Source organism: Pseudomonas sp. S3_A03 (assembly GCF_054668275.1).
Genome location: NZ_CP162753.1, coordinates 2201376 through 2219162, shown reverse-complemented (window position 1 = coordinate 2219162; position 17787 = coordinate 2201376). Strand labels below are relative to the sequence as shown.

Here is a 17787-nt window from a genome sequence, read left to right as displayed (position 1 = left end):
CGTTGGCTCAAGTGGGCAAGCATGGAGTGATAGGTGCAGTGATTGTGCCAGCTAGTGATTTTGTTAAATATCTTTATAAATCAGTCACTTATAAAAATCGTGATTTTTCGATTTCGTGCAATTTGCATGAATGGCCATCATGCACACTGCATTTTGCTCTACTCGCGGAGGCGGCTGGGGGCGCGCTTATTCATAAAGACCGCCGTGGCGTAGGTAAATTCCCTTTTGCAAGGGCATGGGCTGGGATACAAAACTTTTCAAATCGCGCGTGTACAGCCGAAGAATGGCTGGCGTATTTTCCTGCATGGCATTGGGCCTCTCGCCTACGAAGCTTGCGTGGAAAATGCCGGTGTTGCCGGATCATACGAAGAATAAGAAAAAGGACGTTCCCATGAGGCATCCGCAGAGCGACATGATCACCTGGGCCAAGCTGCTGCGTAAGGTGCCCGCCATTGTGCGTGCCTTACCTCGGGTGGTTCGCGGCATGCGTGCCGCCAACGTAACCGACCCCGCGCAGCCGTGCGGGTTGGGCTGGCACTTTGAGCAAGCCACCCTGAGCAACCCCGACGGCCAGGCATTGTTGTATGGCGACCGGGTCCTCAGCTATCGCGAAGCCAATCAATATGCCAACCGCATCGCCTACCACCTGCAGGCCCAGGGCATCGGCAAGGGCGACGTGGTGGCACTGTTTATCGAAAACCGTCCCGAATTACTCCTCAGCGTATTGGCCGTGGCCAAGCTCGGTGGCATCTGCGCCATGCTCAATACCGCGCAAACTCAAGCTGCGCTGGTGCACAGCCTGAACCTGGTGAGCCCGGTGGCGATTGTGGTGGGCACGGAACTCGTGGCTGCCTACGGGGCAGTGCGCGATCAGGTGCAGATCCCGGCGGCGCGAACCTGGTTCGTCGCCGATCAGCTATCCGGCGAAATGCCCGAGGGGTACATCGACCTGCTGGCGGCCAGCGCCGAGTGCCCGGTGGACAACCCCGCCAGCACCGCGCAGATCTTCTTCAACGACCCCTGCTTTTATATCTACACCTCCGGTACCACGGGCCTGCCCAAAGCGGGCATCATGAAACACGGCCGCTGGACCAAAACCGCCGTCAGCTTTGGCCGCATTGCGCTGGACATGGGCCGGGACGACGTTCTGTATTGCACCTTGCCGCTCTACCACGCCACCGGTCTGTGTGTGTGCTGGGGCTCGGCGATTGTCGGGGCTTCGGGGTTTGCCATCCGCCGCAAGTTCAGCGCGAGCCAGTTCTGGGACGATGCGCGCAAATTCAAGGCGACCACCCTTGGCTATGTCGGTGAGCTGTGCCGTTACCTGCTGGACCAGCCGCCCAGTGCAAGCGACCGCGATAACCGCGTGACCAAAATGGTCGGCAATGGTTTGCGCCCCGGCGTATGGGCGCAGTTCAAGGCGCGGTATGGCGTCGAACACATCTGTGAGTTGTACGCGGCCAGCGACGGCAATATCGGGTTTACCAACGTGCTGAATTTCGACAACACCATCGGCTTCTGCCTGCAGCATTGGGCCCTGGTGGACTACGTTCACGACAACGGCGAGCCGCTGCGTGGCAGCGATGGCTATATGCGCAAGGTGCCCACCGGCGGGCAAGGCCTGTTGCTGGCCAGGATTGACGAAAAATCACCCTTCGACGGTTACACCGACCCGCAAAAGAACGGCAAGGTGGTGCTCACCGACGTGTTTGAAAAGGGCGATCGCTACTTTAATACCGGTGATTTGTTGCGCAGCATCGGCTTTGGCCACGCGCAATTCGTCGATCGACTGGGGGACACCTACCGCTGGAAAGGCGAAAACGTCTCCACCACCGAAGTCGAGAACGTCCTGCTGCAACACCCACAGATCGCCGAAGTGGTGGCCTATGGCGTCGAGATCGACAACACCAACGGTCGCGCAGGCATGGTCGCCATCACGCCGAGCGAATCCCTGGCGGCATTGGACATGCGCGAATTGCTGCAATTTGCCCATGGCCAGTTGCCGGCCTATGCGGTGCCGTTGTTCCTGCGAATCAAGGTCAAGATGGAAACCACCGGTACGTTCAAGTACCAGAAGGTCAAGCTCAAGGAGGAGGCGTTTGATCCGGACAAGGCCGGCAATGACCCGGTGTACGCGTGGCTGCCGGGGTCCGACTGCTACGTACCGGTGACGGGTCAATTGCTGGCGCAGATTCAGGGCGGCCAGTTCCGTTATTGATTATGCCTATGGCGGCTTTTGACAAAAAAGCCATGACAGGTGGGAACTCCATCGCGACACTGGGCGCCTCTATTGAATACCCGACGTCGCCACACCAGGAGCCCCGCATGTCCGACCAGCCAAAACAAATGACCGAAGACGAAGCCGCCGAATTTGCCGAGCAGGTCTTCGACGTGGCCCGCCGAGGCGATGCCGCGATGCTCGCCGCCTTGCTGGCCAAGGGCTTGCCGGCCAATTTTCGCAACCACAACGGCGATACCTTGTTGATGCTCGCGGCCTACCACGGCCACGCCGAGGCGGTAAAAGTACTGCTCGAATTCAAGGCGGACCCGCTGATTGCCAATGACAAGAACCAACTGCCGATTGCCGGCGCGGCGTTCAAGGGCCATTTGCCTGTGGTCCAGGCGCTCATCGAAGGCGGTACGCCGGTGGCAGCGGCTTCATCCGACGGGCGCACGGCCTTGATGATGGCGGCCATGTTCAACCGCGTCGAAATGCTCGACTACCTGCTCGACCAGGGCGCTGACCCCAAGGCCACCGATGCGCAGGGCGCGACCGCGCTGGCGGCGGCCCAAACCATGGGCGCGGTGGATACGGCGGCGCGGTTGCAGAAACTGGTGTAGGCTACGCGCCCTCCAAAACCCGCCCGTCACAGGATTGCCCCATGAAAACCGCCCTCGTCGAACTCATCAGCAAAATCAGCGCCGGGGTCATGGGCGAGGACGAAGTGGCGCGCATCGCCGAGGAAGCCGCCCGGGCCTACGCCGATCCCGCGGCATTCCTGGCGGCCAACCCGGACATCAACTACGACGACAGCTTTCCGATCCCGCTGGGAGAGTGGGTGGTGGTCGGTAGCCTGCCGGACACCGCGCTGTTCCAGGCCGATACCTATGCCGACCTGTTTGCACAAATCGTCGCGTCGTTTGGTCCGGGTGTGGCGTTCAACCTCAAGCCCAAGCAATTGGCCAAGACCGAGGACCTCACTGCACTGAACCGCATCCAGATCCAGATGAGTGCGCTTAGCCCCGAAGAGGGTGGCTATGTGCTGCTCAACTTCAGCCAACTGTTGGATGACGAGATCCAGGCCGTGCTGGTGTTCGGTAACGACCTGCCGCGTGTGCTGCAACTGTGTGCCGAAGTGGGTATCAAGGCCGAGCCGTCCCTGGAAGCGCTGAAGATCGGCGTGCACATCTGAAATAAAACGGAACCCCTGCCAGGGCTGACTATCCTACAAGTGCATGCCCTCACTTAGGAGCGACACCATGGGTTCCACTTTTAACGGCTTGATCGGGCTGATCATCCTGGCGCTGGATATCTGGGCGATCATCAACGTATTCAAAAGCGGCGCGAGCACCGGCGCCAAGGTGCTGTGGATCCTGCTGATCCTGCTGCTGCCGGTACTTGGCCTGATCATCTGGGCGATTGCCGGGCCGCGGGGTAACGTGCGGATCTGATCGCTTCACTCCTGCTGGAGTGGGCACAGTCAATATGGAAGGGGGCTTGCTCCCGATGACGGTTTATCAGTCACAGCTGTTCTGACTGATCCACCGCTATCGGGAGCAAGCCCCCTTCCACATTTGCTTTGGGCGTGCTCCATAGATTTATGTATCGAAATATTCGCTGCACATAATTTTCACACCCCGTCCAAGACAATTCCCCGGCTTTACCTGCCTGCTATTAAAGGTGGCGCAGCGGTGCTCGTTCACTAATTAATAGCCTTGCTGTGATTGATCGGGCACCATTCGCGCCACCGCGATATTTCGTCACATAAACTTCCAATGGGTCCTGAAACGACATGGCAAACCCGGACGCCCTGAGTCAGCAGCGAGCTTCTAATCGCCTGCTGCAACCGACCGTCAAATCCCATCTGGCGTACACGCTGCTCTGCGCACTGGTCATGATGGTGATGCTCTCCCTGCTGCGCCTGGCGCTGCTGGTATACAACCGCGAGATGATCCTCGACACGCCGGCCTCGACCTTCCTTGAAGCGTTCGCCAACGGCCTGCGCCTGGATATCCGCCTGGTGGTGTACCTGCTTATCCCGTTGCTGCTGGCATTGTTCAGCGTACGCGCCATGGCCGCGCGGGGGTTCTTCCGTTTCTGGCTGACTATTGCATCCAGCATCGCCCTGTTCCTGGGCTTGATGGAGATGGACTTCTACCGCGAGTTCCACCAGCGCCTCAACGGGCTGGTCTTCCAGTACGTAAAGGAAGACCCGAAAACCGTCATGAGCATGCTCTGGTACGGTTTCCCAGTGGTGCGCTACCTGCTGGCCTGGGCCGTGGGCACGCTGATCCTGAGCATGGCGTTCAAAGGCGCCGACCGCGCCACGCGCCCACGCGGGCCGTTCAGCGGCGGCAGCATCGGCACCCGCCAGGTGGCCCCGTGGTACTCGCGCATCGCGGTATTCGTGGTCTGCCTGCTGATCGCCGTGGTCGCCGCCCGTGGCACCCTGCGCCAAGGCCCGCCGCTGCGTTGGGGCGATGTGTACACCACCGATTCGAACTTCGCCAACCAGTTGGGCCTCAATGGCACCTTGTCGCTGATCGCGGCGGCCAAGGCGCGGTTCGGTGAAGACCGTTCCAACATCTGGAAGGCTACCCTGGACCAGCCGCTGGCCACCCAGACCGTGCGTGACATGCTGGTGCTGCCGCAAGAAAAGCTGGTAGACACCGATACCGCCGCCGTGCGCCGTGACTACATGCCACCGGCCGAGAAGACCCTGCCGATCAAGAACGTGGTCGTGATCCTGATGGAAAGCTTCGCCGGTCACTCGGTGGGCGCCTTGGGCCGGCCGGGCAACATCACGCCGTATTTCGACAAACTGTCCAAGGAGGGCCTGCTGTTCGACCGCTTCTTCTCCAACGGTACCCACACCCACCAGGGCATGTTCGCCACCATGGCCTGCTTCCCGAACCTGCCGGGCTTCGAATACCTGATGCAGACCCCGGAAGGCAGCCACAAGCTGTCGGGCCTGCCGCAGTTGCTCAGTGCCCGCAAGTTTGACGACGTGTATGTCTACAACGGCGATTTCGCCTGGGACAACCAGTCGGGTTTCTTCAGCAACCAGGGCATGACCAACTTCATTGGTCGCAACGACTTCGTTAACCCGGTGTTCTCCGACCCGACGTGGGGCGTGTCCGACCAGGACATGTTCAACCGCGGCCTGGAAGAGTTGAAGGCGCGTGAGGGCGGCAAGCCGTTCTACGCACTGCTGCAAACCCTGTCCAACCATACGCCGTACGCATTGCCGACGCCGTTGCCGGTCGAGAAAGTCACAGACCGTGGCAGCCTCAACGAGCATTTGACGGCCATGCGCTACTCCGATTGGGCCCTGGGCCAGTTCTTTGAAAAGGCCCGCAAAGAGCCGTACTTCAAGGAAACCCTGTTTGTGATCGTGGGCGACCACGGCTTCGGCAACGAACAGCAGATCACCGAGATGGACCTGGGCCGCTTCAACGTGCCGATGCTGATGATCGCACCCGGCATGCAGGAGAAGTTCGGCGAGCGCGACCACACCGTGGGCACCCAGATCGACATCGTGCCGACCATCATGGGCCGCCTCGGTGGCGACACCCTGCACCAGTGCTGGGGTCGCGACCTGCTGAACCTGCCGGAAGGCGACAAGGGCTTCGGCGTGATCAAGCCATCGGGCAGCGATCAGACGGTGGCGCTGGTCACCGCCGAGCGCATTCTGGTACTGCCCAAGGAGATGCCGCCGAAGTTGTGGGAATACGAATTGGGCGCCAACCCGAGCGGTAAAGTGATCCCCGACTCGCCGGACGAGGCGGCACTCAAGCAGAAACTTGAATCGTTCCTGCAAACGGCCACCAAGAGCCTGTTGAACAACACCGCCGGTGTGGTTGACGGCAAGCCGGACTAACTAACCGGCAATAAAAAAGAGGCCTGTGAAGGCCTCTTTTTTATCCGGCGTTTATATCCGACCGAGCAACAACAGCACCAGCAGTACCACCAGCACAACCCCGAGGATGCCCGACGGGCCATAACCCCAGTTACGCGAGTGAGGGAACACTGGCAGGCCACCGACCAGCAGCAGGATCAAGATAATGATCAGAATCAGGCTCATGTTTTTTTTCCTTATTGGCTTTCTGCAAAGACCGGTTATTAACGATAGGCCCGGCACTTAATGACGGACGCCTTAATAACTCCGACTCTGTCACTTCAAAGAAAATTCCAAGTTTTTTAAAGCATTTCGATCGCTCGCTTATTTCTTTTAACGCACGCGTCCGTACGCCTCGTTAGTCAAAAAAGATTGAACTTAGGCCCCGCGCGGGCATCCGACCCGGCCTTCGGTTTGCCTGGGGCATTCATCATTCTGATGGTGCGTGGGTACGGGAAAAACCTTCGCTACACTGCCGATCACTTCTTCTGTGAACCACAAGGCTACTTCCTATGCAAAATCGCATGATGATCACTGGCGCCGGGTCCGGCCTGGGTCGCGAAATCGCTCTGCGCTGGGCTCGCGAGGGTTGGCAATTGGCCTTGTCGGATGTCAGTGAGCCCGGCTTGCAGGAAACCCTGAAGCGGGTGCGTGAGGCCGGTGGCGACGGGTTTATCCAGCGCTGCGACGTACGTGACTACAGCCAGCTCACCGCGTTTGCCCAGGCCTGCGAGGTCAAGCTCGGGGGTATCGATGTGATCGTCAACAATGCCGGCGTGGCCTCGGGGGGCTTTTTCGCCGAGTTGTCCCTGGAAGATTGGGATTGGCAGATCGCAATCAACCTGATGGGCGTGGTCAAGGGCTGCAAGGCATTCCTGCCGCTGCTGGAAAAGAGCAAGGGCCGTATCATCAACATCGCCTCCATGGCGGCGCTGATGCAAGGGCCGGCCATGAGCAACTACAACGTGGCCAAGGCTGGCGTCGTGGCGTTGTCGGAGAGTTTGCTGGTGGAGCTCAAGCAGCAGGAGGTCGGCGTGCATGTGGTGTGCCCGTCGTTCTTCCAGACCAACCTGCTGGACTCGTTCCGTGGGCCGACCCCCGCCATGAAAGCCCAAGTGGGCAAACTGCTGGAAAGTTCGCCGATCCCGGCGGCGGATATTGCCGATTACATTTATCAGCGCGTGGCACAGGGCGAATTCATGATCCTGCCCCACGAGCAGGGCCGGATGGCGTGGGCGTTGAAGCAGAAGAACCCGCAGTTGCTGTACGACGAAATGACCACCATGGCCGACAAAATGCGCGCCAAGGCGCAGGCAGTTAAGGGCTGATTCGGCAGCGGTCTGTCAGGCAAATTACCTGCATCCGTAGGTGTTGCCTGATTTCGCCGCGAGCCATTGAAGCCTCCATCCTCAGCGCGCATGGTCGGGGTCCTGTCACTCCAAAAGGTCCACCGCCATGCTGGTTTTAAGCCGCGCCGTAGGCGAAATCATCTCCATCGGTGATGACATCACCGTGCATATCCTCGAACTGAAGGGCAACCAAGTGAAACTCGGCATCCAAGCGCCGCCTGGCGTGCACGTACATCGTGCCGAGGTCTACCGCAAGATCCTAGAACGCCAGACGCCGTCTGCCCAACCCGTCATCCAACTCTAGAACGCCCTCAGTCGAACAGATGCTTGGGCACGTCATGCTTGAGCATCAATTGGCATTGTTCGCTTTCGGGGTCGAACACGATCAGCGCCTGGCCTTTGGTCAGCGCCTGGCGCACACGCAGTACACGGGTTTCCAAGGGCGTGTCGTCGCCGTTGTCGGTGCCGTCGCGGGTGACGAAGTCCTCGATCAGGCGGGTCAGGGTGTCGACTTCAAGTGCGTCGTAGGGAATCAGCATACAAGCCTCAGGTGTCAGGTCCCGGCGATGCTACTGCGCCGGGGCCTTGCTGACCAGCGTCAGGACTTGTGGCCGACCAGGCTGTCCACCGGCGGCACACGCGTGTCGCTCTCCATCTGCGTCTCATGTTCCAACTGGTGACTGAAGCGGTCCAGTGAGCCCTGGGCCGGCTGCGCGTCGCTGGCAAACACCGGCGGGCTGAGGATATACGCGCCCAACAGGCGGCTCAGCGCGGCCAGGCTGTCGATATGGGTGCGCTCGTAACCGTGGGTCGCGTCGCAACCGAACGCCAGCAGCGCGGTGCGAATGTCGTGGCCGGCGGTCACGGCGGAATGCGCATCGCTGAAGTAATAGCGGAACAGGTCGCGGCGCACCGGTAGGTCATTGTCCGCGGCCAGGCGCAGTAAATGACGCGACAGGTGATAGTCGTAGGGCCCGCCGGAATCCTGCATCGCCACGCTCACCGCATGCTCACTGGAGTGCTGGCCGGGAGCGACCGGGGCGATATCGATGCCGACGAACTCACTCATCCCACGGCAGCGCGGCTGCGGCACCGCTGCCGGTTTCCTCGGTAATGGTGAACAGCGGGTGACAGTCGATCAGCAGGGGTTCGCCACTGTCGACAATCGCCTTGAGCGCAGCGAGCAGGGCAGCGACGCCGGCTTTGTCGTCCAGGTGGCGTGCGCTGATATGCCCACTCTCGGTGAACTCGGGCAAGGGGTCGAAGGCCACGTAGTCGCCGACGCTGATGCCCAGCGAGTCGCAATCGGCGCGGGTGGCGCAGTAGGCGTCCAGGCGCAGTTCCACATGGTCCCAACTCACCGGCATTTCATCCACGGCGGTGTTGAACGCATGCCCGGAGGCCATCAGCGGCAGTACGCTGCCACGGATCACGCCGTTGTCGGTGAACAGGCTGACGCGGCTGCCTTCGGCAAAGCGGCTCGACCAGCAGCCTACGGGGGCAAGTGTCAGGCGGCCGTTGTCCTTGATTGCGCGCACGGCGGCACCGATGGTGTCCAGGTGCGCGGAGACGGCGCGGTCCGGGCTGTTTTTCTGGCCCTTGAGCGTCGCGCGGATGGTGCCGCGCCGGGTCATTTCAAACGGGATGCCGAGTTCTTCCAAACGCTCGGCGACGTAGCGCACGATGGTATCGGTGAACCCGGTAGGGCTGGGAATGGCGAGCATTTCCAGCAGGACTTTTTGCAGGTAGTTGAGATCAGGTTCGGGAATGGTTCGAGTCATAAAAATTCCTGATGAGATAAGCGTGCTCAGGTCATTGGGCGGCCGGTTGGCTGTGTGGAAACAGCAGGTCCACAAACTTTTGCGCGGTGGGCTGCGGTTCATGGTTGGCCAGGCCGGCCCGTTCGTTCGCCTCGATAAATACGTACTCTGGTTGATCGGCGGCGGGCACCAGCAGGTCCAGGCCCACCATGGGGATGTCCAGGGCGCGGGCGGCGCGCACGGCGGCGTCCTTGAGCGTGGGATGCAGGATCGCGGTGACATCTTCCAGGCAACCGCCGGTGTGCAGGTTGGCGGTACGGCGTACCGCCAGGGTTGAGGCCACGGGGCAGGACGCTGCTGTAGTCGTAGCCTGCGGCGGCGAGGGTGCGTTCGGTTTCGGCGTCCAGGGGGATTTTGCTTTCGCCGTCGGTGGCGGCCTGACGGCGACGGCTTTGGGCCTCGATCAGGGCGCGGATGGAGTGCTGGCCGTCACCGGTCACCTCGGCGGGGCGGCGAATCGCGGCGGCAACCACCTCGAAGCCGATCACCAGGATGCGCAAGTCTAGGCCTTCATGAAAGCTCTCCAGCAGTACGCGGTTGTCGAACTGGCGCGCGTTTTCGATTGCCTGCTGCACCTCTTCGATGGTCTGCAGGTCCACCGCCACGCCTTGGCCCTGCTCGCCATCCAGCGGCTTGACCACCACGCGCTGGTGCTCGTCGAGGAACTCCAGGTTCTCGTCGGCACTGCCCGCCAATTGCTGCGACGGCAACTGCAAACCGGCGGCCTTGAGCACCTTGTGGGTCAGGCTCTTGTCCTGGCACAGGGTCATGCTGATGGCGCTGGTCAGGTCGCTCAGTGACTCACGGCAGCGCACGCGGCGCCCGCCATGGCTGAGGGTGAACAAACCGGCATCGGCATCATCCACCTGCACATCGATACCGCGTCGGTGGGCTTCTTCAACGATGATCCGCGCATACGGGTTGAACCCCGCCTGCGGCCCAGGGCCGAGAAACAGCGGCTGGTTGATGCCGTTCTTGTGCTTGATCGCAAACGTGGTCAGCGCACGGAAACCGAGCTTGGCATAAAGCCCCTTGGCCTGACGGTTATCGTGCAGCACCGACAGGTCCAGGTAGCTCAAGCCACGGCTCATAAAGTGCTCCACCAAGTGACGCACCAGCACTTCGCCGACGCCGGGGCGCGTGCATAGCGGGTCGACGGCCAGGCACCACAGGCTGCAACCGTTTTCCGGGTCGTGAAAGGCTTTCTGGTGGTTGAGCCCCATCACGCTGCCGATCACCGCGCCGCTGTCTTCGTCCTCCGCCAGCCAATACACCGGGCCACCCTGATGACGCGGCGTGAGGCGTTCGGCGTCGACCGGCAACATGCCGCGCCCTTGATACAACTGGTTCACCGCCTGCCAGTCGGCTTCGCTCTGTACCCGGCGGATACGAAAGCCGCGAAACACACGGGTGGCCGGGCGATAGTCGCTGAACCACAGGCGCAGGGTGTCGGAGGGGTCGAGAAACAATTGCTGCGGGTCAATCCCGAGGATCTGCTGGGGCGCGGCCACGTACAGCGCGATGTCGCGTTCGCCGGGCTGTTCATTCAGCAGTTCCCCCGCCAGGCTGGCCGGGTCGGGGAAGGTATGGCCGATCAACAACCGGCCCCAGCCGCAATGCACGGCAATCGAGTTCGGCGGCCAACGCGCTGCCGTCTTCGGCCAGGCGCGCCTGCAGGCGTTCGTAAGTGGGGGCCTGGCCTTGAGCAAGCGTTGGCTATACGCCGCGGCGTTAGGTTTCATGGATCAAATTCCTTGTTCGCTGAGCCACAGGTTCAGCGCTGCCAGTTGCCACAGCTTGGAGCCGCGCAGCGGGGTCAATTGGCCCTGGGGGTCGGTGAGCAAGCGGTCGAGCATGGCGGGGTTGAAGAGGCCGCGGTCCTGGCTCGGGTCCAGCAGCAGGTCGCGCACCCAGTTCAGGGTGTCGCCTTGCAAATGCTTGAGGCCCGGTACCGGGAAGTAACCTTTTTTGCGGTCGATAACCTCGCTCGGGATCACCCGGCGCGCCGCTTCCTTGAGCACGTGTTTGCCGCCGTCGGGCAGCTTGAACCGGCCCGGCACACGGGCCGAAAGTTCTACCAGGCGGTAGTCGAGGAACGGTGTGCGCGCTTCCAGGCCCCAGGCCATGGTCATGTTGTCGACACGTTTGACCGGGTCGTCCACCAGCATCACCGTGCTGTCCAGGCGCAGGGCCTTGTCCACGGCGGCATCGGCGCCCGGCATCGCAAAATGCTCGCGCACGAAGTCGCCGGCGGCGTCATGGGCGGTCAGCCATTTTGGTGCGACGGTGGCGGCATAGTCGTCATAGCTGCGGTCGAAAAACGCCTCACGGTAGGCAGCATACGGGTCGCTTGCGCCGTCCACTTGCGGGTACCAGTGGTAACCGGCGAACAACTCATCGGCACCCTGGCCGCTCTGCACAACCTTGCAATGCTTGGCCACTTCCCGCGACAACAGGTAGAAGGCGATGCAGTCATGGCTGACCATCGGCTCGCTCATGGCGCGGAACGCCGCCGGCAGTTGCTCGATGATTTCGCTTTCGGCGATACGCAGTTGGTGGTGACGGGTGCCGTAGTGCTTGGCGATCAGGTCCGAATACTGGAACTCGTCACCGCGCTCGCCGCCGGCATCTTCAAAACCGATGGAGAAGGTCGACAGATCCTGCACGCCAACCTCACGCAACAGGCCCACGAGCATGCTCGAATCGACGCCGCCGGAGAGCAACACGCCCACATCCACCGCCGCCCGTTGGCGAATCGCCACGGCTTCGCGGGTGCTGTCGAGCACACGGTCGGTCCAGTCTTCCAGGCTCAGGTACTTCTCATCTTCACGCGGGCCGTAGGGCAGGGTCCACCAGGTTTTCTGCTCGGTGTTGCCGTTGGCCTCGATACGCATCCAGCTGGCCGGCGGCAGTTTTTCAATGCCCGCCAGCAACGTGCGCGGCGCAGGCACCACCGCGTGGAAGTTCAGGTAATGGTTCAGCGCCACCGGATCGAGGATCGGGTTGATGTCGCCACCCTTGAGCAGCGCAGGCAGCGCGGAGGCAAAGCGCAGGCGCTGGCCGGTGCGCGACAGGTACAGCGGCTTCACACCCAGGCGGTCACGCGCGATGAACAAGCGCTGGGCATCGCGCTCCCAAATGGCGAAGGCGAACATGCCGTTGAGCTTGGGCAGCAGCGCTTCGCCCCAAGCGTGATAGCCCTTGAGCAGCACTTCGGTGTCGCCACCGGAATAGAACGCATAGCCCAGCGCTTCAAGCTCCTGGCGCAATTCGGGGAAGTTGTAGATCGCGCCGTTGAACGCCAGGGAAAGCCCCAGTTGAGCGTCGACCATCGGTTGGGCGGAGCCGTCCGACAAGTCCATGATCTTCAGGCGGCGATGGCCCAGGGCAATCGGCCCTTGGGCATGAAAACCCCAGGCATCGGGGCCTCGGGGGGCGAGGTGATGGGTGATGCGTTCTACGTCTGCAAGGCTTGCAGGTTGATGATCAAAGCGTAACTCGCCAGCTAATCCACACATAAGTTCCTTACCGGTTTTTCCGTTGGGGAGGTTTGGGGGTACCCGAAAACTGACCCACCTGTGTTGCGGTAGTTTTAGATCAATCGGTTATAAGCAGGCTGGCGGGCGCGTCGTTGTATTAATTATTACGGCCTTGATTGCGGCGTGAGGTGCCTAAGCTGACGCCTCATTTTTTCAAGGAGCACCCCCCATGGATCAGGACGTCAGTGTGTCGCAGGGTCTTCAGCCGATGACGACGCGTGAGTTATCGATGGCGTTATTGGAGCTCACCGGCGAGCTGGAAAAGGCCGAGGTACTGCAACAGAACGTGCCCGACTGGTTGATGAACGCCGGTGGCACATTCCTGGAACAACTCAATGAGGCCGCAGACGAGGCGCTGTCCCTTCAGGAAGCCGTAAAAGTGCGCTTGAGTACCTTGGACGATGTCCAGGCTTTTTGCCGCAAACACCTGAAAGCCGCGCTGTCCAGCGAGTTTGGCGACGGCTTCGACGTGGATGAAGACCGTCTGTGGCTGCCACAGCGCGAGTGGTTCAACCTGGGGCCGCCGCTGTATCGGGATGTGCCCACGCCGGCGCGGTGGGTCAGCCACAGCTTGTTGGAAGCCGCGATGCAGAACTTCACCCAAGCGCAGGAAGGTGTCGGTGAGGACGGCATGCCGGCGGTGGCGATGTTGGCCACCCAGGCACCGGCAAAGCCCTCGCCGGCGGCTTTTGCCAAGTGCTGTCGCCGCTTGGACCTGGGTAAGCGCTATCAAGAACACCTGCTGCACGTGCTCACCCAGGGGCGGTCCGCCAACGATGACCAGGCGTTGTTCACACCGGTCGCGCGATCGATAAAACAGCTGAGAGTCGCCGTGTTGAAAACGGAGGTGCTGATTGCCTATCAGAAGCAGCACCTGTCCAAAGACGGCTACGACACGCTGCAGCTGTTCCTCGAAAAAGGCGCGACGCTGGCGTCAGGTGATGTGCTTTATAACGCTAAGCCGGTGAGCCTGCAGGGCCTGGAAATCCACGGCGCCTGCCTCTGGGGCGTGGTGGTGTTTTCCGCACGCTCGGTTGAACAATTCCCTACCGAAAAATGCATGGTTTACATGCCCGGCGAACCTTTTCGCCCGGTGTACGAGTACGCGGCATTCAGCCAATTCCAGCAGTACCTCAGCCTCAAATTGAAAACGAAGGCCTACCGGCAGACCTTCACCCGTTATATCGATGAGGCCAATCGGCTGGATTTTTTCAAGGCGCTGACGGACCAGGCCGAGTTGGGGGTTATCAAACAACGCCCGATGACCCATGACCTCAACAGGTTTTTCTTCGAGAGCCTGCTGGGCAAACCGCAAGTGGACAGTCGGACCCTGGCGGTGCCGACCGCCGATGTGGATGCCGAGCAACGGCAAAAACGTCTTGAGGGCTACTGGGAGGCCGGGCTCACCCTGGCCAACATCTGCGCGATGTTCATCCCCGTCATGGGCGAACTGATGATGGGGGTGACCCTGGGGCAGTTGCTCGGCGAGATCTTTGACGGTTATGAGGATTGGCAGGCCGGGGATAAGCGCAAAGCGTTTTCGCACCTGACCAATGTGCTGGCCAATGTCGCGCTGATGGCCGCGTTCGCAAAGGCCAGCTCCGCGCTCAAACTGCACCCGCAGCAAGACACGGCTGATTGGTTCGATGGCTTCGAAGCGGTCACCCGAGGGGGTGGCGTCGGCTGTGGAAGCGCAACCTGCGTCGTTATCGCCAGCCGATAGACCTGTCTGACACGCCGGACAGCAACGGCCTCTACCAAATAGGCGACAAGACATTTGTGCGGTTGCAGGGGCATGCGCTGGAGGTGCGTTTCGATGAGCTGTCCGGGGGCTGGCGCTTGCAACCCCAGGCGGGTCACGACCTGTTTGCCCCGCCTGTGGAGCTCAACGGCGAAGGCGGCTGGCGTTACCGCGGCGAACGGCCGGCCGAATGGGATAACAGCCTGTATGTGCTGCGGCGTATAGCGCCTCGATCTCAAAGCGCTCAGTGCGCTGCGGCTGGAAGCAGTCCAGGACATCACCCAGGCGCCGCTGCCGCGATTGCAAGCGTGGGCGCGGCAGAACCAACCCGTGTCCAGGCGCTTCAGAGACCAGGCCGAACGGTTCATCCTGGAGCAGCGCATTCGTGACTGTATCTGGCACCTGGTGAATGAGGGCCAGCCCACCGCCGAGAATCAACGGTTGTTGCTGCATGCGTTACCCATGCTGCCGGCATGGCCCAAGCACGTCTATTTCGAATTGTTCAACGACAACGGCGTGCATATCGCGAACTACCCGCAGGGGCTGCGCCTCACGCCCGAGCACACCGGTATTCGTCTGACCGAGCACTCATTGCGTGAAGACGGAGTACTGGGCTTGGCCCTCGATAAGCTGGATGAGCAAGCCACGGCACAGTTGCTCAAGGAGGCGCCCGCTAGTGGCACGCCCGCGCGTCGCCTCGCCCCGGGCGGTAGCGGACTGGATGGAGAAAAACGCAGCGCTGTTTTTCGGCAAGCTGTATGAGGCCTATGACCGGCCCAACGGGCCTTCGCAAACCCTGTTCAAGCAGCGATTTGCCCAATTGCCGGTGCGCGTTGCTCAGCGTCTGATTGATCGGGCCAGCAGCGTTGAGCGCCTGCGGGTTGTCAATGACCAGCGTATCCCCATGCGCCTGGCCCAGGAGGCTCGAGAAATGATGGAACAGGTAGCGGCGGACCGGGCCTGTGCCGAATTATTCCTGCCCGCGCGGGGGGTTATCCGAGAGCCGGCACCAGGTGCTCCAGTTGCTCAAACGCATGCCCGGCTGGCCGGCGGATTTTGCCCTGGAAGTTCGCGACGGCAGTATCGGGGGGCCGTTGCTGGAGCGGGTGGGGCCGTCGGATGCCAAGGTCCGCCGGATTATCGCCAAGCAGGGCGAGCTGCATGAAGCCTACGACGTCTCGGGGCGAATCTTGGGGCTTCCCACCTCCGGGCGCCAGAGTCTGTACGACGCGGCGCTGCGTGCGCTGCCCGCGGAACAATTGAACGCGCTGGGGTTGTCTGAGCGCGAGCGCTCCCATGGGTTCAAGCTACGCAACGAACTCTTTGAGCATGCCGTCAATGATCGTCCGGCGGTCATGGCGTTGTTGCGCGGCGAGTCTCTGGATAAAACTGAACCGCTTCCCGCGTGCGTCCAGGCCAGCCCGCCGGCCCCCCAGTGCCTGCCGCTCACTCGCGGGCGTTGGTGCGTCGCACGCGCAGACTGTTTCCATTGTTTACCGAGATCCAGATCAACCATTTCCTGGATGAGCGAGGCGCCGACCACCTGGAGCGTGCCGAATCGATCAAGGCGCATGAGCAGCAGCTACAGGTGTTGCGCGCCAGTTTGAAAAGCTGGACCCGCGCCACCCAAGGCATTACCGGCGAGCTGCACACCAGCCGCCTGCAAGTGGCCGGCCTGATCGAAGACGCCTGGCGCCGTCTGACCTTCGTCCCGGGGGAGGGGCGTGAAAGCGTCGCGGGCCTCAAGCTCGACGGCATGCGCGTCGGCGATCTGCCGTCGCTGCCTGGCGCGGTCAAGTTCGATCACCTGCGGCTGGTGTCACTCAACGATATGCAACTCGACGACAGCGTGGCGTACTTTCTCAAGGCATTTACCCACGTCGAATCATTGAGCCTTGAGCGCAACAACATTACCCGGCTGCCGGAAATCCTGGCGCACATGCCCGGGCTCAAACGTTTGCTGATGTCGTCCAACGCCCTGACGCTGTCCGAGTACACGCTGAAAAAACTCGCCGATATGCGCAACCTGATTGCCCTGGACTTGAGTGAAAACCGCCTCGGCGCAACGCCGGAGGTGGGCAAGATGCTGGATATGGTGCATCTCAAACTGCGTAATTGTGACCTTCGCGAACTCCCGGTGGGCTTGGGGCGGTTGCCCTTCCTGGACTTTGTGGATCTGCGCAACAACGCCATTCGACAACTGCCTGATTGGGTGTTTGCCGCACCACGGCGTATCGCCCAAACCATTAACCTGCGTTTCAACCTCTTGTCGTCGACCACGGTCGCGAGCCTCGACGCTTACCGTAGGCGAACCGGTATCGGCATGGGCTACCTGCACGACGATATCGCGGCGATGAATGAGTCGACCGCACGCGGTATCTGGATGCCGGAGTCCCCTGCCGCCCCCAAAGCGATCTGGACCGATCTGAAAGACGACCAGCGTTCAGAGAGCCTGTTCGCGTTGTTATCCGAACTGGGTAACAGTGCTGACAGCGAATTTGTCAGAGAAGACATGCACACGCGCGTATGGGAGGTGCTGGAAGCGGCGCATGACAACACCGAGCTGCGTAACGAGGTATTCAACCTGGCGGCCAACCCCTTCAACTGTACGGACTCGGCGGCCATCAACTTCAGCCATCTGGAAGTGGCGGTGCGGGTGCACAAGGCCGGCGTGGCGAGTGAGCGGGGCACTTCGACGGCGGCATTGCTGCGCGAGGGGCGTGGCCTGTTTCGGCTTGATGAGCTGGAAAAACTGGCCCATGAACACAGCCAGGCCGACCCCTCGGCGGATCCGGCGGAAGTCAGCCTGGCCTATCGCACCGGCCTTGTGGAATCGCTGGACTTGCCTGGGCAGCCGACGCATATGCGTTTTGCCGGGTTAAGCGGAGTAACGCGCGAGGACCTGGAAAAGGCTTCCATGCGAGTGCGCACGGCCGAACTTTCGCCGGCCTTCATGGACTCCCTCACCGGGCGCAAGTTCTGGCGTACCCATTTGCGTAAACGCTATCCCGGCCGGTTTGACTTGATGAACACGCCGTTTCACGAGGAGCAGGATGCGATCATGGAACGCGCTCACTCCATGGACGATGCGCAATTTCGGCGTGAGTTTGAAGCCATTGGCGATCGCAGGGAGGCCGCCGAACGCACGTTGTTCAGGGAGCTGACCCACGAGGAAATGAAAACCGTGGACATGGGCTGCCAAGCGCTCGTGGACTGAGC

14 protein-coding genes and 2 pseudogenes are annotated in these 17787 nt (G+C 61.3%); 11 read left to right on the top strand and 5 right to left on the bottom strand.

Annotated elements, in window-relative coordinates:
• Nucleotides 1-391 precede the first annotated feature (391 nt).
• The 5 genes from AB4O25_RS09970 to AB4O25_RS09950 all read left to right on the top strand — a co-directional run bounded on the left by AB4O25_RS09970 (nucleotide 392) and on the right by AB4O25_RS09950 (nucleotide 6101).
• The gene (locus tag AB4O25_RS09970; RefSeq protein ID WP_017527709.1) at nucleotides 392-2218 is read left to right on the top strand and encodes a long-chain-acyl-CoA synthetase; all 1827 of its coding nucleotides are present in this window, start codon (nucleotides 392-394) and stop codon (nucleotides 2216-2218) included.
• A 107-nt stretch (nucleotides 2219-2325) separates the two neighbouring features.
• On the top strand, nucleotides 2326-2841 hold the full coding sequence (locus AB4O25_RS09965) for an ankyrin repeat domain-containing protein (RefSeq protein WP_017527710.1): 516 nt from the start codon (nucleotides 2326-2328) through the stop codon (nucleotides 2839-2841).
• A 41-nt stretch (nucleotides 2842-2882) separates the two neighbouring features.
• Nucleotides 2883-3413: a hypothetical protein gene (locus AB4O25_RS09960; RefSeq protein WP_460150829.1), complete on the top strand. Its 531-nt coding sequence runs from the start codon at nucleotides 2883-2885 to the stop codon at nucleotides 3411-3413.
• A gap of 67 nt (nucleotides 3414-3480) precedes the next feature.
• Nucleotides 3481-3672 carry a PLDc N-terminal domain-containing protein gene (locus tag AB4O25_RS09955; RefSeq protein ID WP_003172956.1) on the top strand — a complete coding sequence of 64 codons (192 nt, stop codon included), beginning with the start codon at nucleotides 3481-3483 and terminating at the stop codon, nucleotides 3670-3672.
• Between the two features lie 341 nt (nucleotides 3673-4013).
• Nucleotides 4014-6101, top strand: a complete 2088-nt coding sequence (locus AB4O25_RS09950) for an LTA synthase family protein (protein WP_017527712.1) — start codon at nucleotides 4014-4016, stop codon at nucleotides 6099-6101.
• A 51-nt stretch (nucleotides 6102-6152) separates the two neighbouring features.
• Here the strand turns inward: AB4O25_RS09950 and AB4O25_RS09945 are convergent, their stop codons facing one another.
• Nucleotides 6153-6305: a DUF3309 family protein gene (locus tag AB4O25_RS09945; protein WP_015885095.1), complete on the bottom strand. Its 153-nt coding sequence runs from the start codon at nucleotides 6303-6305 to the stop codon at nucleotides 6153-6155.
• A 326-nt stretch (nucleotides 6306-6631) separates the two neighbouring features.
• On the opposite strand from AB4O25_RS09945, the gene AB4O25_RS09940 reads away from it, so the two are divergent.
• Both AB4O25_RS09940 and csrA read left to right on the top strand, forming a co-directional pair.
• A complete protein-coding gene (locus AB4O25_RS09940; protein ID WP_460150828.1) occupies nucleotides 6632-7447 on the top strand; it encodes an SDR family oxidoreductase in 816 nt (271 codons plus the stop codon).
• A gap of 127 nt (nucleotides 7448-7574) precedes the next feature.
• On the top strand, nucleotides 7575-7772 hold the full coding sequence (gene csrA / locus AB4O25_RS09935) for a carbon storage regulator CsrA (protein ID WP_017527714.1): 198 nt from the start codon (nucleotides 7575-7577) through the stop codon (nucleotides 7770-7772).
• 7 nt (nucleotides 7773-7779) lie between these two features.
• Here the strand turns inward: csrA and AB4O25_RS09930 are convergent, their stop codons facing one another.
• From AB4O25_RS09930 to AB4O25_RS09915, 4 genes and pseudogenes are all read right to left on the bottom strand, one after another.
• Nucleotides 7780-8007, bottom strand: a complete 228-nt coding sequence (locus tag AB4O25_RS09930; protein ID WP_003192759.1) for a YheU family protein — start codon at nucleotides 8005-8007, stop codon at nucleotides 7780-7782.
• A gap of 59 nt (nucleotides 8008-8066) precedes the next feature.
• A pseudogene (locus tag AB4O25_RS09925) lies at nucleotides 8067-9249 on the bottom strand (osmoprotectant NAGGN system M42 family peptidase).
• Between the two features lie 31 nt (nucleotides 9250-9280).
• Nucleotides 9281-11030: pseudogene (gene ngg, locus AB4O25_RS09920) on the bottom strand (N-acetylglutaminylglutamine synthetase).
• Between the two features lie 3 nt (nucleotides 11031-11033).
• Complete coding sequence (locus AB4O25_RS09915) at nucleotides 11034-12806, bottom strand: N-acetylglutaminylglutamine amidotransferase (protein WP_017527717.1); 1773 nt, start codon at nucleotides 12804-12806, stop codon at nucleotides 11034-11036.
• A 190-nt stretch (nucleotides 12807-12996) separates the two neighbouring features.
• On the opposite strand from AB4O25_RS09915, the gene AB4O25_RS09910 reads away from it, so the two are divergent.
• From AB4O25_RS09910 to AB4O25_RS09895, 4 genes are all read left to right on the top strand, one after another.
• Nucleotides 12997-14550: a dermonecrotic toxin domain-containing protein gene (locus tag AB4O25_RS09910; RefSeq protein ID WP_460150827.1), complete on the top strand. Its 1554-nt coding sequence runs from the start codon at nucleotides 12997-12999 to the stop codon at nucleotides 14548-14550.
• A 348-nt stretch (nucleotides 14551-14898) separates the two neighbouring features.
• Nucleotides 14899-15330, top strand: a complete 432-nt coding sequence (locus tag AB4O25_RS09905) for a hypothetical protein (protein ID WP_460150826.1) — start codon at nucleotides 14899-14901, stop codon at nucleotides 15328-15330.
• A 260-nt stretch (nucleotides 15331-15590) separates the two neighbouring features.
• Nucleotides 15591-16175, top strand: a complete 585-nt coding sequence (locus tag AB4O25_RS09900; RefSeq protein ID WP_460150825.1) for a hypothetical protein — start codon at nucleotides 15591-15593, stop codon at nucleotides 16173-16175.
• A complete protein-coding gene (locus tag AB4O25_RS09895) occupies nucleotides 16058-17785 on the top strand; it encodes an NEL-type E3 ubiquitin ligase domain-containing protein (protein WP_460150824.1) in 1728 nt (575 codons plus the stop codon). The genes AB4O25_RS09900 and AB4O25_RS09895 overlap by 118 nt, the downstream gene beginning before the upstream one ends.
• Nucleotides 17786-17787: the final 2 nt, after the last annotated feature.

Bases quoted from the DNA above. Each gene is read 5' to 3' on its own strand.
- AB4O25_RS09970 (WP_017527709.1), top strand. From the start codon at position 392: ATGAGGCATCCGCAGAGCGACATGATCACCTGGGCCAAGCTGCTGCGT.
- AB4O25_RS09965 (WP_017527710.1), top strand. From the start codon at position 2,326: ATGTCCGACCAGCCAAAACAAATGACCGAAGACGAAGCCGCCGAATTT.
- AB4O25_RS09960 (WP_460150829.1), top strand. From the start codon at position 2,883: ATGAAAACCGCCCTCGTCGAACTCATCAGCAAAATCAGCGCCGGGGTC.
- AB4O25_RS09955 (WP_003172956.1), top strand. From the start codon at position 3,481: ATGGGTTCCACTTTTAACGGCTTGATCGGGCTGATCATCCTGGCGCTG.
- AB4O25_RS09950 (WP_017527712.1), top strand. From the start codon at position 4,014: ATGGCAAACCCGGACGCCCTGAGTCAGCAGCGAGCTTCTAATCGCCTG.
- AB4O25_RS09945 (WP_015885095.1), bottom strand. From the start codon at position 6,305: ATGAGCCTGATTCTGATCATTATCTTGATCCTGCTGCTGGTCGGTGGC.
- AB4O25_RS09940 (WP_460150828.1), top strand. From the start codon at position 6,632: ATGCAAAATCGCATGATGATCACTGGCGCCGGGTCCGGCCTGGGTCGC.
- csrA (WP_017527714.1), top strand. From the start codon at position 7,575: ATGCTGGTTTTAAGCCGCGCCGTAGGCGAAATCATCTCCATCGGTGAT.
- AB4O25_RS09930 (WP_003192759.1), bottom strand. From the start codon at position 8,007: ATGCTGATTCCCTACGACGCACTTGAAGTCGACACCCTGACCCGCCTG.
- AB4O25_RS09915 (WP_017527717.1), bottom strand. From the start codon at position 12,806: ATGTGTGGATTAGCTGGCGAGTTACGCTTTGATCATCAACCTGCAAGC.
- AB4O25_RS09910 (WP_460150827.1), top strand. From the start codon at position 12,997: ATGGATCAGGACGTCAGTGTGTCGCAGGGTCTTCAGCCGATGACGACG.